Annotated in this window: 22 protein-coding genes; 8 read left to right on the forward strand and 14 right to left on the reverse strand. The window is 35.0% G+C overall.

Features of this window, described 5'->3' with window-relative positions; all coding sequences use genetic code 11:
• Positions 1 to 101: 101 nt before the first annotated feature.
• From NO995_RS16790 to NO995_RS16800, 3 genes are read left to right on the forward strand one after another with little or no spacing between them, the layout of a single operon-like run.
• The gene (locus NO995_RS16790; RefSeq protein WP_258228503.1) at positions 102 to 782 is read left to right on the forward strand and encodes a DUF4294 domain-containing protein; all 681 of its coding nucleotides are present in this window, start codon (positions 102 to 104) and stop codon (positions 780 to 782) included.
• 1 nt (position 783) lies between these two features.
• Positions 784 to 1,410 (forward strand): hemolysin III family protein, encoded by a 627-nt coding sequence (locus tag NO995_RS16795; protein WP_258228504.1) that lies wholly within the window; start codon positions 784 to 786, stop codon positions 1,408 to 1,410.
• Position 1,411: 1 nt separating this feature from the next.
• A complete protein-coding gene (locus tag NO995_RS16800) occupies positions 1,412 to 1,906 on the forward strand; it encodes a GNAT family N-acetyltransferase (RefSeq protein WP_258228505.1) in 495 nt (164 codons plus the stop codon).
• On the opposite strand, the gene NO995_RS16805 is transcribed toward NO995_RS16800, so the two are convergent.
• Genes NO995_RS16805 through NO995_RS16815 form a run of 3 tightly spaced genes read right to left on the reverse strand, consistent with a single transcriptional unit; the run spans position 1,903 to position 3,782 of the window.
• The gene (locus NO995_RS16805; RefSeq protein WP_240573147.1) at positions 1,903 to 2,331 is read right to left on the reverse strand and encodes a DUF4268 domain-containing protein; all 429 of its coding nucleotides are present in this window, start codon (positions 2,329 to 2,331) and stop codon (positions 1,903 to 1,905) included. The genes NO995_RS16800 and NO995_RS16805 overlap by 4 nt on opposite strands.
• Positions 2,332 to 2,350: 19 nt before the next feature.
• Positions 2,351 to 3,025 (reverse strand): ZIP family metal transporter, encoded by a 675-nt coding sequence (locus NO995_RS16810; RefSeq protein ID WP_240573146.1) that lies wholly within the window; start codon positions 3,023 to 3,025, stop codon positions 2,351 to 2,353.
• A 25-nt stretch (positions 3,026 to 3,050) separates the two neighbouring features.
• Positions 3,051 to 3,782 carry a cyclopropane-fatty-acyl-phospholipid synthase family protein gene (locus NO995_RS16815; RefSeq protein ID WP_258228506.1) on the reverse strand — a complete coding sequence of 244 codons (732 nt, stop codon included), beginning with the start codon at positions 3,780 to 3,782 and terminating at the stop codon, positions 3,051 to 3,053.
• A 200-nt stretch (positions 3,783 to 3,982) separates the two neighbouring features.
• On the opposite strand from NO995_RS16815, the gene NO995_RS16820 reads away from it, so the two are divergent.
• Positions 3,983 to 5,140: a class I SAM-dependent RNA methyltransferase gene (locus NO995_RS16820; protein WP_258228507.1), complete on the forward strand. Its 1,158-nt coding sequence runs from the start codon at positions 3,983 to 3,985 to the stop codon at positions 5,138 to 5,140.
• Positions 5,141 to 5,188: 48 nt separating this feature from the next.
• On the opposite strand, the gene NO995_RS16825 is transcribed toward NO995_RS16820, so the two are convergent.
• From NO995_RS16825 to rlmD, 7 genes are all read right to left on the reverse strand, one after another.
• Positions 5,189 to 6,499 (reverse strand): type II toxin-antitoxin system HipA family toxin, encoded by a 1,311-nt coding sequence (locus NO995_RS16825; RefSeq protein WP_258228508.1) that lies wholly within the window; start codon positions 6,497 to 6,499, stop codon positions 5,189 to 5,191.
• Positions 6,493 to 6,837: a helix-turn-helix domain-containing protein gene (locus NO995_RS16830; RefSeq protein ID WP_258228509.1), complete on the reverse strand. Its 345-nt coding sequence runs from the start codon at positions 6,835 to 6,837 to the stop codon at positions 6,493 to 6,495. The genes NO995_RS16825 and NO995_RS16830 overlap by 7 nt, the downstream gene beginning before the upstream one ends.
• Positions 6,838 to 7,018: 181 nt before the next feature.
• Positions 7,019 to 8,059 (reverse strand): agmatine/peptidylarginine deiminase, encoded by a 1,041-nt coding sequence (locus NO995_RS16835; RefSeq protein ID WP_258228510.1) that lies wholly within the window; start codon positions 8,057 to 8,059, stop codon positions 7,019 to 7,021.
• Positions 8,059 to 8,946, reverse strand: a complete 888-nt coding sequence (locus NO995_RS16840) for a carbon-nitrogen hydrolase (RefSeq protein WP_258228511.1) — start codon at positions 8,944 to 8,946, stop codon at positions 8,059 to 8,061. The genes NO995_RS16835 and NO995_RS16840 overlap by 1 nt, the downstream gene beginning before the upstream one ends.
• Before the next feature lie 194 nt (positions 8,947 to 9,140).
• Positions 9,141 to 9,869, reverse strand: coding sequence for a DUF6048 family protein (locus NO995_RS16845; protein ID WP_258228512.1), 729 nt, complete (start codon positions 9,867 to 9,869; stop codon positions 9,141 to 9,143).
• On the reverse strand, positions 9,835 to 10,389 hold the full coding sequence (locus tag NO995_RS16850) for a DUF6452 family protein (RefSeq protein WP_258228513.1): 555 nt from the start codon (positions 10,387 to 10,389) through the stop codon (positions 9,835 to 9,837). Before NO995_RS16850 ends, NO995_RS16845 begins: the two co-directional genes overlap by 35 nt.
• 64 nt (positions 10,390 to 10,453) lie before the next feature.
• Positions 10,454 to 11,863, reverse strand: coding sequence for a 23S rRNA (uracil(1939)-C(5))-methyltransferase RlmD (rlmD, locus tag NO995_RS16855; protein WP_258228514.1), 1,410 nt, complete (start codon positions 11,861 to 11,863; stop codon positions 10,454 to 10,456).
• A 234-nt stretch (positions 11,864 to 12,097) separates the two neighbouring features.
• Between rlmD and rocD the strand changes: the two genes are divergently transcribed.
• A complete protein-coding gene (gene rocD, locus NO995_RS16860) occupies positions 12,098 to 13,342 on the forward strand; it encodes an ornithine--oxo-acid transaminase (RefSeq protein WP_258228515.1) in 1,245 nt (414 codons plus the stop codon).
• A gap of 62 nt (positions 13,343 to 13,404) precedes the next feature.
• On the opposite strand, the gene NO995_RS16865 is transcribed toward rocD, so the two are convergent.
• The 3 genes from NO995_RS16865 to NO995_RS16875 are packed head-to-tail and all read right to left on the reverse strand — an operon-like array spanning position 13,405 to position 15,855.
• On the reverse strand, positions 13,405 to 13,737 hold the full coding sequence (locus NO995_RS16865) for a CCC motif membrane protein (protein ID WP_258228516.1): 333 nt from the start codon (positions 13,735 to 13,737) through the stop codon (positions 13,405 to 13,407).
• Between the two features lie 11 nt (positions 13,738 to 13,748).
• Complete coding sequence (locus NO995_RS16870) at positions 13,749 to 14,057, reverse strand: DUF2752 domain-containing protein (RefSeq protein WP_308813202.1); 309 nt, start codon at positions 14,055 to 14,057, stop codon at positions 13,749 to 13,751.
• Between the two features lie 28 nt (positions 14,058 to 14,085).
• Entirely contained in the window at positions 14,086 to 15,855 is a 1,770-nt protein-coding gene (locus NO995_RS16875) for a T9SS type A sorting domain-containing protein (RefSeq protein WP_258228517.1), read from the reverse strand.
• 220 nt (positions 15,856 to 16,075) lie between these two features.
• Between NO995_RS16875 and NO995_RS16880 the strand changes: the two genes are divergently transcribed.
• Positions 16,076 to 16,267 (forward strand): hypothetical protein, encoded by a 192-nt coding sequence (locus NO995_RS16880; RefSeq protein WP_258228518.1) that lies wholly within the window; start codon positions 16,076 to 16,078, stop codon positions 16,265 to 16,267.
• Positions 16,268 to 16,272: 5 nt separating this feature from the next.
• Positions 16,273 to 16,839: a Smr/MutS family protein gene (locus NO995_RS16885; RefSeq protein WP_258228519.1), complete on the forward strand. Its 567-nt coding sequence runs from the start codon at positions 16,273 to 16,275 to the stop codon at positions 16,837 to 16,839.
• On the opposite strand, the gene NO995_RS16890 is transcribed toward NO995_RS16885, so the two are convergent.
• Positions 16,836 to 17,768 (reverse strand): hypothetical protein, encoded by a 933-nt coding sequence (locus tag NO995_RS16890; protein WP_258228520.1) that lies wholly within the window; start codon positions 17,766 to 17,768, stop codon positions 16,836 to 16,838. The two genes, NO995_RS16885 and NO995_RS16890, sit on opposite strands and share 4 nt — an antisense overlap.
• 101 nt (positions 17,769 to 17,869) lie before the next feature.
• On the opposite strand from NO995_RS16890, the gene NO995_RS16895 reads away from it, so the two are divergent.
• Positions 17,870 to 19,006 carry a cysteine desulfurase family protein gene (locus NO995_RS16895; RefSeq protein ID WP_258228551.1) on the forward strand — a complete coding sequence of 379 codons (1,137 nt, stop codon included), beginning with the start codon at positions 17,870 to 17,872 and terminating at the stop codon, positions 19,004 to 19,006.
• The last annotated feature ends 92 nt before the right edge of the window (positions 19,007 to 19,098 follow it).

The raw sequence follows: 19,098 nt of genomic DNA on the forward strand, positions 1-19,098 counted from the left end.
AGAGAAATTTCACCAAAGGAATTATTAAAGAAACCTGCTTAAAAAAACGTTTTCAAAATGTAAATTAGTAATTTTGAAAAGCTAATTGCTCCAGAATTTTTATGAAGAATGTTTTAACATACTTAATTTGTTTTTTACCTGTTTTTACGTGGTCTCAAATCAATGAATTTGAACAGGATTCTACCGATGTTACCTATTTAATTATCGATGGTGATTCCATTCCTAAAAAGTCTATCGATTTAGAGGAGGTTTTTCTGTTGAATAAATTGAAATTTGATAACCGTGACGACCGTATCAGATATTTAATTCTTCGTCGTAAAACGTTAAAAGTGTATCCGTATGCAAAAATGGCTGCCGAGCGACTGGATTCTATGAATAAACGATTGGCATCTATAAAGCGAAACCGTGAGAAGAAACGATATACCAAACAGGTTCAAAAATACATTGAAGAAGAGTTTTCTGAAAAGCTGAAGAAATTCTCGCGTACCGAAGGACAAATTCTGGTAAAATTAATACATAGACAAACAGGAACCACGGCTTTCGATTTGGTAAAAGAACTCCGCAGTGGCTGGCGAGCATTTTGGTATAATACTACAGCAAGCATGTTCGATATTTCATTAAAACGTGAGTTCGATCCGGAGAATGTAAAGGAAGATTATTTAATTGAAGATATTCTGTTGCGAAGTTTTCAAAGCGGACAATTAGAAAGACAGGACTCTGCTGTAAAATATAATTTTTACGACTTAACCGATAAGTGGATCAATAATAAAACGCCTGAATAGTATGCGCGTTCAAACTGAATTTGAAGAAAAATTAAATGCAACCTCTCACGCAATAGGTGCTATTTTTGGAGTTGTAGCTTTGGTGATGCTCATTCTTTTTCAAACTAATAAAACAGCTTACAGTTTATTTTCGGTAATAGTTTATGGTTTGTCCATAATTGTTCTGTTTTCTGCTTCTACCTTGTATCATGCTGTAAAGCACGAGAAGAATAAGCATTATTTTAGAATTGTAGATCACATAGGTATTTATCTTTTAATTGCAGGAACCTATACGCCGGTTTTATTAATAACATTAACCAAAAGTCTGGGCTGGCCATTGTTTTGGATTGTCTGGGGAATAGCTGCTTTTGGTGTGGTACTTAAAATCTTTTTTACAGGACGATTCAGTGTGTTTTCAACCTTGTTGTATTTGGTAATGGGGTGGCTTATTGTATTCGATTTTACAAATCTTAGTGAAGCGATGGCTAGTAATGGGATTTTGCTATTGTTTGCAGGCGGATTAGCCTATACCGCAGGTATTATATTTTATGCTATTGAGAAAATACCATATAACCATGTCATCTGGCATTTGTTTGTTTTGGCTGGTGCCATTGGCCATTTTTTTATGATTTTCTTTTACGTAATTTAATATGATTGATATTCAGACTGCTTCGACCCACCAGGATTTTAAGACTATAGAGTCTTTAGCTGATATTATTTGGAGAGAGCATTATATTCCAATCGTTGGTAAGCCCCAAATAGATTACATGCTGGAAAAATTTCAATCGGCTGAAGCCATAAAACAGCAGGCTTTAGAAGGTATGAAGTATTTTACTTTAGTCTATTCAGGAGTACCTGTTGGGTATATTGCTATTAAACCTGAGGAAGGCGTTTTGTTTCTCAGTAAAATTTATGTTTTAAAAGATTACAGAGGTAAGGGAATCGCTAAAAGCGCCATGCAGTTTGTTGAGAATAAGGCAAAGGATTTCGATTTAAAGACTATTCGGTTAACGGTAAATATTAATAACGAAATAGCCATTAAAGCTTACGAGAAATTAGGTTTTATAAATGCAGGACCGATTGTTGCCGATATTGGCAACGGATTCATTATGGATGATTACTTAATGAAAAAGAAGGTAGACTAACCTTCAATAACATCTTTGTATTCTTCAAAAAAGGCCTCAAACAAGGTCATTTTCTCATTAAAAAATTCCATAACTTCCTGCCAGGTGTTTTTGTTATGAATGGATACTTTTTGTTCCAAAGGCACATAAATTCTGGAAATTTCCTTTTCATTATCTAAAAAGAACTGCTCGTCGTAAATAGCTTCAGGCAAGTACTCGTCCAGTAAAATTGATTTTAATGCTTCCAGCTTTTCCCAGTATTTAATGCGGTATTCCAAATCGTCTTCTAGGTCAAGAGCTACCAGAGCTTTTTTGTTGTCGAAGTAAAATTTAAAGCTAAAACCTTTTAGTTTGGTGTTATAAAGTATCCATTTTCTAGGAAACGATTTCCCGAAACTGATCCAAAACTCTTGTTTTAATTTTCTTGATTCTTCTTTACTAAACACTTCTAAAATCTTCTTTTTGTTAGATTAAATAGGCAACAATAACACCTAAAATTATAGAGATAAATTTCGATAAGTTGAATTTATGTCCGTCTGAACTTTCAAATAAAATGGTGGTCGAAATATGAAAAAATACTCCAATTACAATAGCATTAAATACTTGCGAATAATGCGCAACCGCTTCAGATGTTGTTGAAATTAAAGTTCCAAGTGGCGTCATTAAGGCAAACACTAGTAAGAAACCTGCAATTTGTATTTTTTTGTATTCCGATTGTAATAAAAACATGGTAATAATTGCGGCAACAGGAATTTTATGAATTAAAATACCGTAAACCATATCGTTATGATCGTGGATGGCAAAACCTTCTAAAAAGCTATGTAAACACAAACTAATAAATAACGACCACGGGAATGTGGTGTCTTCCTTATGAATATGAACGTGTCCGTGTTCGGCTCCTTTAGAAAATAGCTCTAAAATTAATTGCAGTAAAATACCCGAAACAATATAAACACCAGCCAGTTTAGAGTCTAAATGATGGTAAACTTCAGGCAATAATTCAAATAGGGTAAGGGCTAATAAAAAAGCACCACTAAATGATAATAATAGTTTGGTGTTAATCGATTTTTGTTTGCTGGTTAGTTGAGCTAGAACAAAACCGATAACAACTGCTAAAAAAGGAAATAAAAATTTATTCATTAAATGTATAACGCAATAAAGCGATTTATTTAAAGATCATAACTAAACGTTCAGACGTCTTAGGGCTAAATTTACGTAATTTATAATCACCAAAAACGTCAAGTAAAAATACACCGGCTTCTTCAAAAAGAGCTTCAAAATCAGCCAGAGTAAATGCTTTTACACGTTCCTGAAAATTATAATTTTCACCTTCAGCTGTAAAGCTAATATCCTTTACAATATACCCGTCGTTAACATAGCGTTTCAGGTTAAACGTAATGCCTTCTACTGTTTTGGTTTCTTCAGGCACCAGATTGTCTATGATAAATTCACTGTTCATAAAATCGATAACTCCAAAGCCAAAATCGTTTAAATCTTCTTTAATCGCTTTAATAGTATTCAGGTTATCCTCATCTTTATCAAAATACCCGAAACTGGTAAACAAATTAAAAACGGCATCAAACTTTTTACTAAATGGCTTACACATGTCGTGAACAGCAAAATGCAAACTGTCATTTTCAAACTGTTTCGCAAAAGCAATGCTGTTTTCACTTAAATCGGCACCAGTAACATCGTAACCTAACGAGTTTAAATACACCGCATGACGTCCACGTCCGCAGGCCAGGTCTAAAATGGAGCCGTCTTCCGGAAGGTTTAAATATTCAGTAAGCGTATCCATAAAATGCTGGGCTTCACTGTCGTCTCTGTCTTTGTATAAAATGTGGTAAAATGGTGTATCAAACCACGAAGAAAACCATTGCGTTGTGTCTTTGCTCATAGATGTGTTGTGGGTTCCCCGAAAAAAGTTTCGGGTCAGGCTTTCCGTTATATCTTTTTAATAAGTTCACTCACGGTCACTTATAAAAAAGGATGTCACTTCAATCCTTAACCTAAATTCAGTTTATCATTAAATTCACGCAAAATTACGCTATTTTTGCATTCTATTAAAGAAGAACACACAGTAAGTCTGATAAAAAAATGGGAGAAAATTTTGAAATGGTAGCCAAAACCTTGTTTGGTTTTGAAGATTTGTTAGAAAAGGAACTAACACAACTTGGCGCGCAACACGTTAAAAAGGGTGTGCGAAGTGTGTCGTTTGTTGGTGATAAAGGTTTTATGTATAAAGCAAATCTGGGGTTACGTACGGCGATTAAAATTTTAAAGCCTATTAAAAGTTTTACTGTAAATAGTGAGCAGGAATTGTACAACAAAATGTACGCGATGAACTGGAGCGAATATCTAAAGCCAACAGGAACTTTGGCTATTGACGCAACTATTCACTCCGATTTATTTAAACATTCGCTATTTATTGCTCAAAAAGCAAAAGATGCTATCGTCGATAAATTTAGAGACACTAGCGGACAACGCCCGAATGTAGATTTAAAATTTCCGGATTTAAAAGTAAACGTCCGCATCGATAGAAACCAGTGTACCATATCATTAGATTCTTCTGGAGATTCTTTACATAAACGTGGTTATAAATTAGCAACTAACATTGCGCCAATTAACGAAGTTCTGGCTGCCGGATTAATCATGTTATCGGGCTGGGATGGACAATCAGATTTTATGGACCCGATGTGTGGTAGTGGTACGATGTTAATTGAAGCCGCTATGATTGCTTGTAATATTCCGCCAAATTTAATGCGTAAGGAATTTGCTTTCGAACGCTGGGAAGACTGGGATGTGGATTTGTTTGAAAAGATAGAAGAGTCCTTGCTAAATAAAACGCGTGATTTCCATTATACCATTACAGGTTACGATAAAGCACCAAGTGCAGTAAAAAAAGCTCAGGAAAATATTAAAAATGCCGAGCTTGATGATTTTATTACTGTAAAGCATGAAGATTTCTTTAAAACCCAAAAGGGAGGTGAACGAAAATTGCATATGGTGTTTAATCCGCCTTACGGAGAGCGTTTAAATATCGATTTACAAGAGTTTTACAAAAGCATTGGTGACACTTTAAAACAAAGCTACCCGAATACCGATGCCTGGTTTATAACGAGTAATTTAGATGCCTTAAAGTTTGTAGGTTTACGACCATCGCGTAAAATACAGTTATTTAATGCGAAATTAGATTCGCGTTTAGTGAAATACGAAATTTACGCTGGTAGTAAGAAAGGTAAGTATATGAAGTAATAGAAATGGAAAAAGCTCGGATAAATCATTTTATCCGAGCTTTTTATTTTACATCAACTCTAAATTATTCGATATGTTATCTCGTAGTTCAGATTTGGCATTTACGGCTTCAGCATAACTATTCCATTTGGCGATAACGTTGCTTATTTCACTTATAATAGTATCTGCTTTTTTAATATTCATACTTTTAGCTACGGTTAGTAAATCTTGTCTGTTAATGTCTTTACGTTTGCCATTGACACTCAAAGCATGCTGGCTCACCCAAACACTTCCTGGACGGTAAGCAAAACAAATATCGTAAGCGGGAGCCAGTTCCCAAACGTCGTTTTGCTTTAAACGGAATGCGAAATTTTTAGTGTGATCGTCGCAGTTTTTACCAATAACATTAAATACCATACGTCTGAACATTTGCTCGGCTTGTGGGTAGGGGAGCCTTAACATACGCATGGTTTGAAACAGCTGTTCGTAGCTGTAACTATGCATATCGTTAAAGTCGTAATGTTGTATAGCACACCAGGTTTGAATGTGGTGTTTGGTATCGTTGCCTTCACGATCAAATCGCTTGGTCATAAAATGAGCCCGGTTATTTTCTTCTAAAAGTAGAGATTCCATCATATCAATACCACAATCTATTGCCATATTATAGTATGCCATTTCTATTCTTCCGTATCCCTGACTTTCTCCAAACTGAGCATCGCTAACACCATCAAGTTTAATCAACCAATGTTCAAAGCCTTTTGGAGCGTTGGTTTGTCCGGAACGCACCTGTCCTGTTTTTTTATTGTAAGCAATAATAGCTTTTGGTCTCGCACCACCGGCAGAAGTTCCGATTTTTAGAATGTCGAGCATAGCCTGACGTTCATCTTTATTGATGTTGGTTTCAAAGCCTTCTCGTTTATGGAGCATACGTTGTGCAATATCTACCAGGCTATCAATTTCTACTTCAAACGTGTTTTTATTAGGTTTAAGTTGCGTGGGTTCAAATTCAAGAGCACCCATACCACGAGTACCAATAAAACACAATTGCTCTACAGGATTCATGCTGTTTTCAGGTCGACCTTGCTGTGCTAACCAGCTATTGATAAGTTGATTTCCGTATTTATCAGGCAGTACATCAGCTAAAAGTCCCGGCAAGCCTTTAAATGTATCATATTCATTATGTCTTGATACACGAAGTTCAGGAAACGAAAATATTTGTGTACCAGATTGCGATGGCATTTTAATAGGAGATAGTTCTATGCCTGAAGATTTAAATTCAGGAGTATATTCAAAGCTGGCCAGACCTGTGTCGTCGTTCCATGAAACAGCACCAACTACCTGATTCCATATTTTTACAAAGGCTGTTTTTGTGCTTACCATTCGCTGTCGGTTTGGGGATTTGTGTTTTTATTTCTGGCGCGTTGACGTTTTTGCTTTTCTAATTTAGCTAATTCCAACGGACTGATTTGGTGTTCAATTTTAAAGTTGCTGAAGACATTTAGTGCATCCAAAGCGCGTAAAATTTGAATTAAAGAAGTTAACGAAATGGCTTCGCCTTTCTCAATCTGACTAATGGTCCAGCGGTTTACGCCAGCGGCTTCAGCAATTTGAGCTTGTGTTTTATTTTGATTTAAACGCTGATGCTTTAAATAGCTCCCTATAGCTTCAACAATGGCTTGGTCGCTCATGGAAGTCCAATTTATGTTAGTATTTACCATAATTATTTATTTAAAAACTAATTAATGTTGGTATTTTCTAACTCAAAAATAGTGATTTTAAATTAAATATGAAAGAATTAATATAGTGATGTTGGTAAAAGCCATCTTTAAAACTTAAAAATCCAGTTAATGTTAGTGAAAACCAACAAAACTGGATTTAAAATTTTGAGTAAAATTGAAATTATTCAGGTATCTGCTGACTTAAACAGTGTAGTGTACCAAATCCCCAGATAAAATCGGTTGCCGAAATGCCTATAATCTCCCTGTCAGGGAAACAATCGGCTATAATATTTAATGCTATACGGTCTTTCGAATCATTAAAAGTTGGTACTAAAACCGCTTTATTAATAATTAAAAAGTTGGCATAACTTGCCGGTAAACGAATGCCATCAAAATCTAATCGTTTAGGCATTGGTAAGGTTACAATATTCGGGTTTTTACCATTTTCTAACTTTGATTTCTGTAAGCGTTTTAAATTATCCTGAAGCGGCTTGTAATTTGCATCTTCCGGATTATCTTCAACTACCGTAATAATAGTGTCTTCATTAACAAAACGCGCCAAATCATCAACGTGGCCATGCGTGTCGTCACCTTCAACGCCATTACCTAACCAAATTACGTTGGTAACCCCCAGATATTCCTTAAAAATAGCTTCGTAATCTTCTTTTGTAAACCCTTCGTTTCTAACCTGAATAGTAGGGTGTAGCAGACATTCTTCGGTAGTTAACAAAGTGCCTTTGCCGTTAACATCTATAGCGCCGCCTTCAACAATTACAGGTTTTCCTTTGTAGGTGACTTGTTTAAGCGGAACATTTAAAAAACCAGCTATTTTTTCAGGAACGTGTTTGTCTAATTTAAAATTAGAATATTTTGCCCATCCGTTAAAATTGAAATTTAAAGCCAAGCGTTCAGCACCTTTTTTTACTATAATCGGTCCTGAATCGCGCATCCAGCTACGATTGGTTTTATGTACAATAAATGACACATGTTCCATGTTTACATGTGCCATGTCGAGCATACCGGTAACTTTTTCTTTGAGCTTATCGGTAGCAACAACCACGATAACACCTTCAACAGCAGCTACTTTTTTTATAAACTCGACAAAGGCCCATTGAATGGCTTCGTATTTTCCAGGCCAATCGTTTCCGTTATGCGGAAAACATAATAAAACAGCTTGTTGTTGTTCCCATTCAGCAGGGAAAATCCATTGTTCTGTATTCATTAATCGATGACTCTTTTAGTAATATCTCCGTATTTATCAATTCGGCGATCTCTTAAAAATGGCCAGTTCTGACGTACATTTTCCTGTAAACTTAAGTCTACCTCAGCCATTAAAATTTCTTCCTGATCTACCGATGCCTGAGCTAAAATTTCACCTTGAGGTCCGGCAATAAATGACGATCCCCAGAATTCAATTCCATTAGTGTCTGGTAGATATTTTTCTAATCCAATACGGTTTGCAGCAGCCACATAAACACCGTTAGCTACAGCGTGACCACGCATCACATTCATCCATGCGCCTTGTTGGTTTTCTCCAAATTCGGCCTTTTCCTGTGGATGCCAGCCAATAGCTGTTGGATAAAATAACACTTCGGCTCCTTGTAACGCTGTTAAACGTGCAGCTTCAGGATACCATTGATCCCAGCAAATTAGTGTACCTATATTTCCTTTTTTAGTAGGGAAGGATTTGAATCCGATATCACCTGGTGTGAAGTAGAATTTTTCGTAGAAATGCGGATCGTCCGGGATATGCATTTTGCGGTATAACCCGGCTTCAGAACCATCGGTATCAATAATATAAGCACTATTGTGATAAACACCTGCCATTCTTTTTTCGAAAAACGGCACAATAATAACCACACCAAGCTCTTTTGCTAAGGCGCTAAATGCGTTAAAGGATGTACTGTATAATGGTTCTGCTAACTCAAAATTAGATACATCTTCACTCTGACAAAAATAGTGGCTACTATAAAGTTCGGGTAACGAAATAACTTCTGCTCCTTGATTAGCAGCATCTTTTACCCACTGAATACATTTTTTTAAATTGTTTTCAGGTGTGTTATTCAGGTTTAACTGAATAACCGCAATCTTGTAAGTGTTTTTAGGCATTTTAAACTATGTAATTTTAAACAAAGATATGTATTTTTTAAAAGAAGAAGTTTAAATATTTCTTACGAATTTTATTTGTAAATCTTATTTTGATTGTTTGAAATACAGGGTTTAGATGGTAGTTTGAAATAAAAAATCCCTTATGATTTCTAGTTAAATCATAAGGGATTAATCTTTATATTGTAATAAATCGGCTACTTCTCCTTTTTATAGAGTGGAATTCGATATGATACTGTATAACCATAGCCAACACCTATGCCACTGCTGTCGTAGGTTTTATGAAATCCGGGAATATAAATGTTTTCAAAATTCCCGGGATCAGATTCTGCAACTAAGAATTTAAGTTGTGCGTTAAGCCCTAAATAAAGGTTGGTTAAAACTTCAACTTTTATTCCTAAAATAATTTCACTCCAGAATGCCGTTAATCCGTCATAGGTTCTGGCTTCTGTAGATGAAAAATTGTTCCAGTATTGCGTGGTGTTGTAAACGGTATAATTGTTTAAATCGTGACTAAAGGTACTTCCTCCAACACGAAATCCGAAGTAAATCATATTGTCCATATCCAACCAGTTTACGTACATGTTATAATCAACCCCGCCTTTAATGTAGCCACCTTTTGTATTTACATCAAGATAGTCGTTAACTGTCTTTTTTTCTTCGTATCCCAGTTCTCCCGCGATATATAACTTGCGTTTAATACGGTAATCGGCCGAAATTTCAAATCCGCTGTAATCATCATCGATGGTAGAACGAATCAATTTCCCCAAGTCACCACCAACACGTAAACCATATTTAAGTTTAACTTTTACCGAATCATTAGCAACACTTGCAATACTGTCGTTTTGAGCATTTGCAGAGAAACAAAACAACAGTAAGCACGCGATACTACTAATGATATAAATTGAAATGCGTTGTTGTTTCATCTTCTACAGATTGGTTATCGGTTAATGGTTGTCTGGCTTTAATCCAGTTATCGCTATCTTCTTCTATAGTTAGCGTTACGTTTTTAAATATGGTTTTGTAACCACAGGCACGCGACACATAAACTTCTTCACGACTATAGTTAATAGTAATCATATCGGAGTTACCTTCAACGTAATCATCTGAAGTGTTATCTGGCGTACCATTATTATTTACAGCGTAATCTTTATGTAGGACGAATTGCGTGGTATTGGCATAGGTTTTTAAAGGAAGAGACAAGGTGTTGGTTGAGCTACCAACAGCAATAGCCGGAAGTACAGGGTTGCCTTCATCATCAATACCATACAATACCAAATTGAAAACATTTTTCTTGCTTTCCTGATTGTTTACATCGTAAAAATCGATAATTAAATTTGGTGTTGTAGGGGTGCCATCGGGACAAATATCGTCGCGTTCGCAACTGATGTTTATGCCTATGAAAAGCGCTATAACAACTAAAGAAATAAATTTTAAGTATTTCATTCTTAATTTTAAATAGGTTTCTGAAATTTTGTTTCAGACTGGCAATTTAGGGATTTAAAAATAATTAACGCTTTTCTAATAACACAACATTTTCTACGTGAAATGTTTGTGGGAACATATCCACAGCTTGCGTTTTAACCACTTTGTACATATCATCCATTAAGGCTAAATCTCTGGCTTGTGTTGCACTATTACAACTTACGTAAACTACCCGTTTAGGAGCTATATTTAATATTTGCTGAACCACATCTTTATGCATCCCGTCACGAGGCGGATCGGTAATAATAATATCCGGAACCCCATGGGTATTAATGAAATGCTGATTAAACACGTTTTTCATATCTCCTACAAAAAACTCGCAATTGGTGATATTATTGCGTTCGGCATTTTCTTTAGCTGCTAAAATAGCATCAGGTACCGCTTCAACACCAACCACTTTTTTTGCTTTTCTTGAAACGAATTGCGCAATGGTTCCTGTTCCTGTATATAAATCGTAAACTAGCTCGTCACCGGTTAAGCCAGCAAAATCTCTGGTTATTTTATAAAGTTCGAAGGCTTGTTCGGAATTAGTCTGATAAAACGATTTGGCATTAATTTTAAACTTTAAGCCTTCCATTTCCTCAAAAATATGATCTTCACCTTTATAGCAAATAATCTCCTGGTCGTAAATGGTATCGTTAGCTTTTCCGTTTATAACGTAAAGTAAAGACGTTACTGCAGGGAATGTTTCGGCAATAAAATCTAATAGTAATTCGCGCTTTTCTTTGTCCTCCTGAAAGAATTGAATCAACACCATAATATCTCCGGTAGTCGACGTACGAATCATCATGGTACGTAACAATCCGGTTTGGTTACGGGTGTTAAAAAACTCTAAGCCGTTTTCAATAGCAAAAGTTTTTATCGAATTTCTAATGTCGTTCGAAGGGTCTTGTTGTAATTGACATTTCTTGACGTCAAGAATTTTATCCCACATACCTGGAATATGAAACCCTAAGGCATTTCTATCGCCTAAATCTTCTCCAGACTGGACTTCTTCTAAAGTTAACCAACGGCTATCGCTAAAAGAGAATTCCATTTTATTACGGTAGAAATATTGTTTCGCCGAACCTAAAATAGGAGTAACCTCCGGAAGTTCAATATGTCCTAAACGCGTTAGGTTGTTAGTCACTTCTTTTTGTTTGTAATATAACTGATGTTCGTAAGCCATATCCTGCCACTTACAACCACCACAAACGCCAAAATGCTCACAAGCTGGCTCGGTACGCTTATCTGATAATTTATGAAATACCGTAGCTTTACCTTCGTAATAGGCCTTACGGGCTTTAAAGGTTTGCACATCAACAACATCGCCAGGAACGGCATTAGGTAAAAAAATAACCTTTCCATCTGGTGCTTTGGCAATCGTTTTACCCTTAGCTCCAGCATCTACAACTTCTACGTTTGTAAATATTTGTTTTCTCTTTTTTCTAGACATGCTGCAAAAATAATAATAGCCGGAAATAAAAATTGGTTTATTTTCATTTAGTTTAACAGAAACTGTGTTTTTAAGATAAAAACTGATTGTTAATTAAAGATTTTCTGAAGCAAGTTATATTTATTAATTTGCGAGCCCTAGGGATGATTTCTCTCCCACGCTGAATTTTCGAACACTTCGAAAGGATAAAGGTACAGTAGGAATGGTTATTTTATCAATTTAAATTATATTAAAATGGCTGTTTTAAAAGAATTAACATCGCAGCAAGCAATCGATTTAGAAAACAAGTATGGCGCTCATAATTATCACCCGTTACCAGTGGTGTTAAGTAAAGGAGAGGGTGTTCATGTATGGGACGTTGAAGGTAAACAGTATTACGATTTTTTATCGGCTTACTCGGCCGTTAATCAAGGGCATTGTCACCCGAAAATCATCAATGCTATGGTTGAGCAAGCTAAAGTGCTGACTTTAACTTCCAGAGCCTTTTACAATGATATGCTAGGTAAATATGAAAAGTTTGCCTGCGAGTATTTTGGTTTCGATAAGTTATTACCAATGAATACGGGAGCTGAAGCTGTAGAGACTGCTTTGAAAATCTGTAGAAAATGGGCTTATGAAGTAAAAGGGATTGACGAGAATGAAGCTGAATTAATTGTGTGTGAAAACAATTTTCACGGGAGAACAACTACTATTATTTCATTCTCTAACGATCCTGTTGCTCGTGAAAACTTCGGACCATACACGAAAGGGTTTATTAAAATTGAATACGACAATTTAGAAGCTTTAGAAGAAGCATTAAAAAATAATAGAAATGTTGCAGGTTTTTTAGTTGAGCCTATTCAAGGAGAAGCCGGAGTTTATGTGCCAAGTGAGGGATATTTAGCAAAAGCTAAAGCGTTGTGTGAACAATATAATGTTTTGTTTATTGCAGACGAAGTACAAACAGGAATCGCCCGTACTGGAAAGTTATTAGCGGTAAATCATGAACATGTAACACCAGATATTTTAATTTTAGGTAAAGCTTTAAGTGGAGGGGCTTATCCCGTTAGCGCTGTTTTAGCTAATGATAATGTGATGAAGGTTATTAAACCAGGAAACCACGGTAGTACTTTTGGAGGAAATCCGGTAGCCGCGGCTGTAGCGATAGCGGCATTAGAAGTAGTTCAAGAAGAAAATCTTGCTGAAAGAGCAGAAGAACTAGGGCAGTTATTTAGAAGTGAGTTGAATAAGTATATTGAAACCAGTACTATCACTAAGTTAGTGAGGGGTAAAGGCTTATTAAATGCAGTTGTAATCAATGATAGTGAAGATAGTGATACGGCATGGAATATCTGTTTAGCCTTACGAGATAATGGGTTGTTAGCTAAACCAACACATGGAAATATTATTCGTTTTGCACCACCATTGGTGATGACCAAAGAGCAGTTGTTAGATTGTGTGAGTATAATAACAAAAACACTTAGGCTGTTTGAAAAGTAATATCTTAAATAATAAAAAAAGCGACCTAAATGGTCGCTTTTTATATTTGAAAGTAACCTTTTTTATTGCCCCATAAATTCTTGCATGCGTTCCTGAAGTAATTCCTGATCTCCCATAGCATCCCATCCAAAAGTTGCAATAGCCCAAACAATCATAAGTAAGTAAAGAACACTTAGTACAATACCAACTATGGCTAATATTTTGCCTGTTTTTACATTTGAATATCCTGTATATAATTCTGTGTTTTCTAAATAAAGACTAGTCGCTTTACTAGCTAAGACGAGCGTAATAATACCAACTATTAAACCTACAAAACCATAACAGCAACATGTAAGTATTGATACAATTCCTAAAACTAAAATAAGGGTTGAATTGGGTAGTTTTTGTTGTTCCATTTGAAATGATGTTAAATTGAAAATGTTTTTATAAAAAAGCTTGTGATAATAATTACAGCATTAATAATAGCTAAAATTAAAATGATTCTGTTAGCAGACTTAAAACTCTTAAACAAATTAAAAGCAATTACCGAAAACATAAGAACCAGGGTGTAAATAGCCGGATACATTTTAAACGCAGCAATAAATTCGCCATGAAGCAATAGTGAAAGTGCACGTTGCATACCACAGCCCATACATTCTATACCGAATAATTCCTTATTCAGACAGGGTAACATGTATTCTTCTAAACCTTGCATTTTTAAATGAATTGTATTCAAATTTATAAAAATAAAAGGTTTAAAGGCTTTATTTCGGGTTGTTTATCAGAATTTTTTTGCTAAATACTTGATTACCATTAGAAGTGATTTTTACTATATAAACTCCATTGGATAATGCTTTAGTTGAGTAGGTGTAACTTGAATTTATATTATTAATTACTGAATTTATAACCTGTTTTCCTGAAACATCGAACAATTGAAATTGACTAATGTCTAAGTTGTTAGGGTTTTTAATTTTTAATTGAGCAATAGTGTTGTTTTGAAAAACATCATGTGTTTTAAATATTTCTGAATTAAGGTCTAAGGTGTTTTTAGTGAATGCAATTTCAAATCTATCGGTGTAATTACCTTTTTCAATATTAATATTAAAATCCTGTTGTTTTAAGTCAATATAGGTATTTGTTAATTTGTCATGAACATATATTGGCGTCGTGTCTTCAATATTTTGAATGTCTGTTATGCGAATTCTTAACGACATGGTATTAGCAATCTTTATGCCTAATGGAATTTTCATGGTATCATCATAATTTAAAGCTTGAGCTAAAAAAGCTAAATCTTCAGTTTTCCAATAGGCGTCAGATTTTAAACTTCCACCTATGCTCGTTGTTGTTTCTAATCCGTAATCAAATCCTTGCGTAGCAGAATGATGGAAGGTTTCAACCAGCTGGCGGGTATATTGATTATTAAAATCGATATTTAATCTAAAACGCTTATAATCATTTGGGATTTTTGAAAATTCAGAGATTACTTCCGCTCTTTGTTTCGTATTTGTGGTTTTAAAGAATTTGGTAGAATCTGCCACTGTGTTTTCTTTTTTAAACGCACGATGACTGTTTTTTGCTTTAACATAGCCTGAAGCAGTTCCTTTAACCATAAAACCCTGTCCGATGGGTATATATCTAAAATTCATTAATGATTTTGTAGCAGTGAAATCACTAAAACTATTTATTGTCCCATCTCCATTGTATGTGTTAAATGTAGCTGGTGTAAATGTTATTAAAGCACCGTCGCTACTTATGGTATAACTAGCATAACCACCTTGGTAATCTCTTAGATTATGAGAATTTACATTAGGATTTTGTTCCCAAAATCTTAATGTTCCGTCGATAGTATTTTTGTTTTCTGAATCGTGAATATAAGCCACAGCATCAAGTGCAGAAGGGTATGGGTTTCCTGCCAAAGTGTATTTGTCATGTTCTACTGTTACTCCAATAGTACCTGTGTTGGGTTTACCTCTAAAATCATATTGTTGAGCATTATTAGAACCACTTGTTCCTTTCATTGTAAAGCCTTCTCCGGGATTAATTATTGTTTTTCCCTGAACATGCGACCAACCGTAATAATTGTCTTTGGCAATATATCTCCAAATCCAGTAAGGTTCTATGTTTAGCGGATTAGAGGTTCCGTTATAGTTTGACTTGTGTACATATGTCGCAGGAACAGATTCGGTTAGACTAACTACATCATTTAGTAATGAAATTCCGAATTTGTTGTTGTCACTGCTATTGTTTGTTTCTCCTATGGGAGAACACCAATAGTTATATTCATAAGCATCAACATTACCTTCTTGATACAGGCTTAATTCGCCTTCTCCTGAATTTCTTTCGTTTTCATCACCTTGAATGATTTGAGCTTCGTCTCTTAGGTAGATTTTACTTTCAGTTTCATTAAGGTTTATATCCTTAGTAACGAAAATTACTTCATCTTTAGCGAAAACGTAGTAGTCATTTCTAACCGAAAGTTGAGCATATATCAAATTACAAAACATTAACAAAAAATAGGTGTAATTTTTAATCATGATAATGAGGGGCTTAATAATGTTTTGTAGCAAATATATTATTTTTTATATTTTTTTTAACATTTAATCGATAAAATTTACTTTTAAGCGTGAATTGGATGATAGTTTAAAATTCTAAAATATTAAGAGTGCTTCAAAATTTTAATTTAATTTTGCAAAAAAATAAAGAGTTAATCTAACTCTTTAAGAATGAAAACTTAATCAAGACTTATTTAAAAAAATGAAATACATAAATTATATACTGATTGTTTTAGGAGCTGTAGTGGCTATATACTCGAAAGCAGAGGAAGAACAAAATCAGTATATTTTAATAGCTGGTATTTTAATTTTAATGGCTGGAATTTATAGGATTTCAAAAACGATACCAACTAAAAACAGTGAAGAAAATATGTTTGAAGACAATGAAAATTAAAAACTATGTCGTTTAAGGTAGGTGATAAAGTATTGGTTTTAGACGAGGATATGTCTGGGGTGGTTCAGCAGGTGCAGGGAGATACAGTTTCCATAGAAACTGAAGATGGCTTTTTGTTAAGTTTTCAGGCTTACGAGCTGGTTAAAACCCAGTCCAACAAAACCATAAAAGAAACATTATCTTCTTCAGCAGGTATTGGTCAGGCCATTCAGGAAAAGGAACAATCGAAAAAGCGGACGCAGCAGCCTAAGAAACGCGCTAAAGATCGCTACGAACCAACCATGGAAGTCGATTTACATATACATCAATTAGTGAAGTCCTCGAGAGGTATGACTAATTATGATATGTTGACTTTACAATTAGATACGGCTCGCCGGCAACTGGAATTCGCTATTAATAAACGTATTCAGAAAATTGTATTTATTCACGGCGTAGGTGAAGGCGTTTTAAAAACTGAGCTAGAATACCTTTTCGGTCGCTATAGTAATGTTAAATTTTACGATGCCAATTATCAGAAATACGGACTAGGGGCTACCGAGGTTTATATTTACCAGAACACGACTGATTATTAGTTGAATACAGGTGATAAGGTCTCCGTTTTTAAGCTACTGCTAATTTCAGAATCATCTAAAGTACCGAATTCTAAAACATCAAAAGAAATCACGCTTAAATCAATATCAAATACCGTTAATGTAACGCGGTATTCTTTGGTAATGTTGTGTGCTCTGTATGATGTTGCAGCTACAGATGTGCTTACTTCCGCATTTAAATAATCGGCACCAGCGTCAGGATTTGTAATATCGTTTGCAGGGTTGTTATCCTGAGATTCGTTTTCTTCATCACGGGTATTAACACCATCACCATCATCATCAGCATCTAAATAATCAGGAATACCGTCGCCGTCAGTATCTTGTGCATCCTCTAAATTATCATCACCATTCGGGTCTGGATTCTCATCAATGGTTCTAATGTTATCACCATCGTCATCCAAGTCTAAATAATTTGGAATACCATCGTTATCGGTATCATCATCAGTTAAATCACCATTACCATTTATATCCTCAAGAATAGCAGGAATTCCATCGTTATCATCTTCAGTTAAAACCGTTCTAATGGTCACAGAGCCACTGGTAGCTTCGTAGTCTTCGGTTATTTTAACGTCGCTGTTAGGAATGTCGTTGCAAAACAAATCGCTTGGCAAAGATGAATTGCTATACATTCTGTAATTGAACGTATTTGTTGAAGATAAGCTAAATGTTTCTTCGTAAATATTGTCGTCTCCTAGTGTTAAAATCTCACTAAGGCTGCTTAATTCAGAAATTCTTACAGATAAAGACTCTGAAGGATCATTTTTTGTTTTATAGAATACTAAGCCATTTGTCCCGGTGCAAACCGAAAATTCGTCTTCAAAGTCGAATTCCACATCCAGAACATCGCCATCATCACAAGCCGAATAGGTTAATAAACTCAGGGTAGTTAAAGCAAAAAATATCTTACGCATTCTGTTTGGGTTTTAAGGCAAAAATAAACGAATTGTATTTTATAACGTAGCATATTGTCAATAATTTTATTCTAAGTAATTTTGTGATGAAAAATACAATTATGCAACAGGTTTATTTTGATAATGCAGCAACAACGCCAATGAGAAGCGAGGTTGTAGAAGCGATTTCTGAAGTGATGAGAACAAATTATGGAAATGCATCATCTTCACATAGTTTTGGTCGTTCGGCTAAAGTACTTATAGAGAAAGCAAGAAAAACCATAGCCGGTTATTTAAATTGTTCTGCAGGTGAGATTGTATTTACTTCTGGAGGAACTGAAGCTGATAATCTAATTTTAAGATCAGCCGTTCGTGATTTAAAGGTGAGACATATTGTGACATCTAAAATTGAACATCATGCTGTTTTGCATACGGTTGAAGCTTTAGAAAAAGAATATGGTATTCAGGTAAGTTATGTAAATCTCGATGCGAGTGGTGATATCGATTATCTGCATCTGGAAACTTTGCTTGATGTTGAAAGCAAGACTTTGGTAAGTTTAATGCACATAAATAATGAGATAGGGAATATTACAGATGTTAAACGAATTTCTGATTTATGTAAAACATATGACGCCTTATTTCATAGTGATGCGGTTCAATCCGTTGGTCATTATTCTCTTAATTTAGAGGATGTAAAAGTTGATTTTTTAGCAGCATCAGCTCATAAATTCCATGGTCCTAAAGGAATAGGATTTGTATATGTAAGAAGAGATTCCGGTTTAAAGCCTTCAATTACTGGAGGAGAGCAGGAGCGAGGCTTACGTCCCGGAACTGAGAGTGTGCATAATATCGTGGGTATGGAAACCGCTTTTAAATTGATATGTGATAATCTCAACACTGAGCAGAATTATTTAAAGGAGTTGAAAACGTATTTTATTGAAAAAGCTTCAGTTGTTATCCCAGATGTTTGCTTTAACGGACAATCAGGTAATTTAGACCAAAGCACGAATACCATATTAAATTTACGTTTGCCAAACTCGAAGGTGGATGCGTCTATGATTTTGTTTCAACTGGATTTAAAAGGTATTGCCTGTTCTCGCGGAAGTGCCTGCCAAAGCGGAAGTAGTCAAAAATCGCATGTGCTTTCTGAGATTTTAAATTCTGAAGATTTACAAAAGCCATCGCTTCGTTTTTCGTTTAGTATTTTTAACACTAAAGAAGAAGTAGATTATGTTATAGGTGTTTTAAAGCACTCGTAAGTTGTTGTAAGAAAGATAATTCTTTCTTTATTTGTGTATTTTGACAGTTTTTCTTGTATTTTATCGAATAAGTGTTACTTTTACCTTCCCTA

This window comes from Aestuariibaculum sp. M13, from assembly GCF_024723255.1.
Lineage (GTDB): Bacteria > Bacteroidota > Bacteroidia > Flavobacteriales > Flavobacteriaceae > Aestuariibaculum > Aestuariibaculum lutulentum.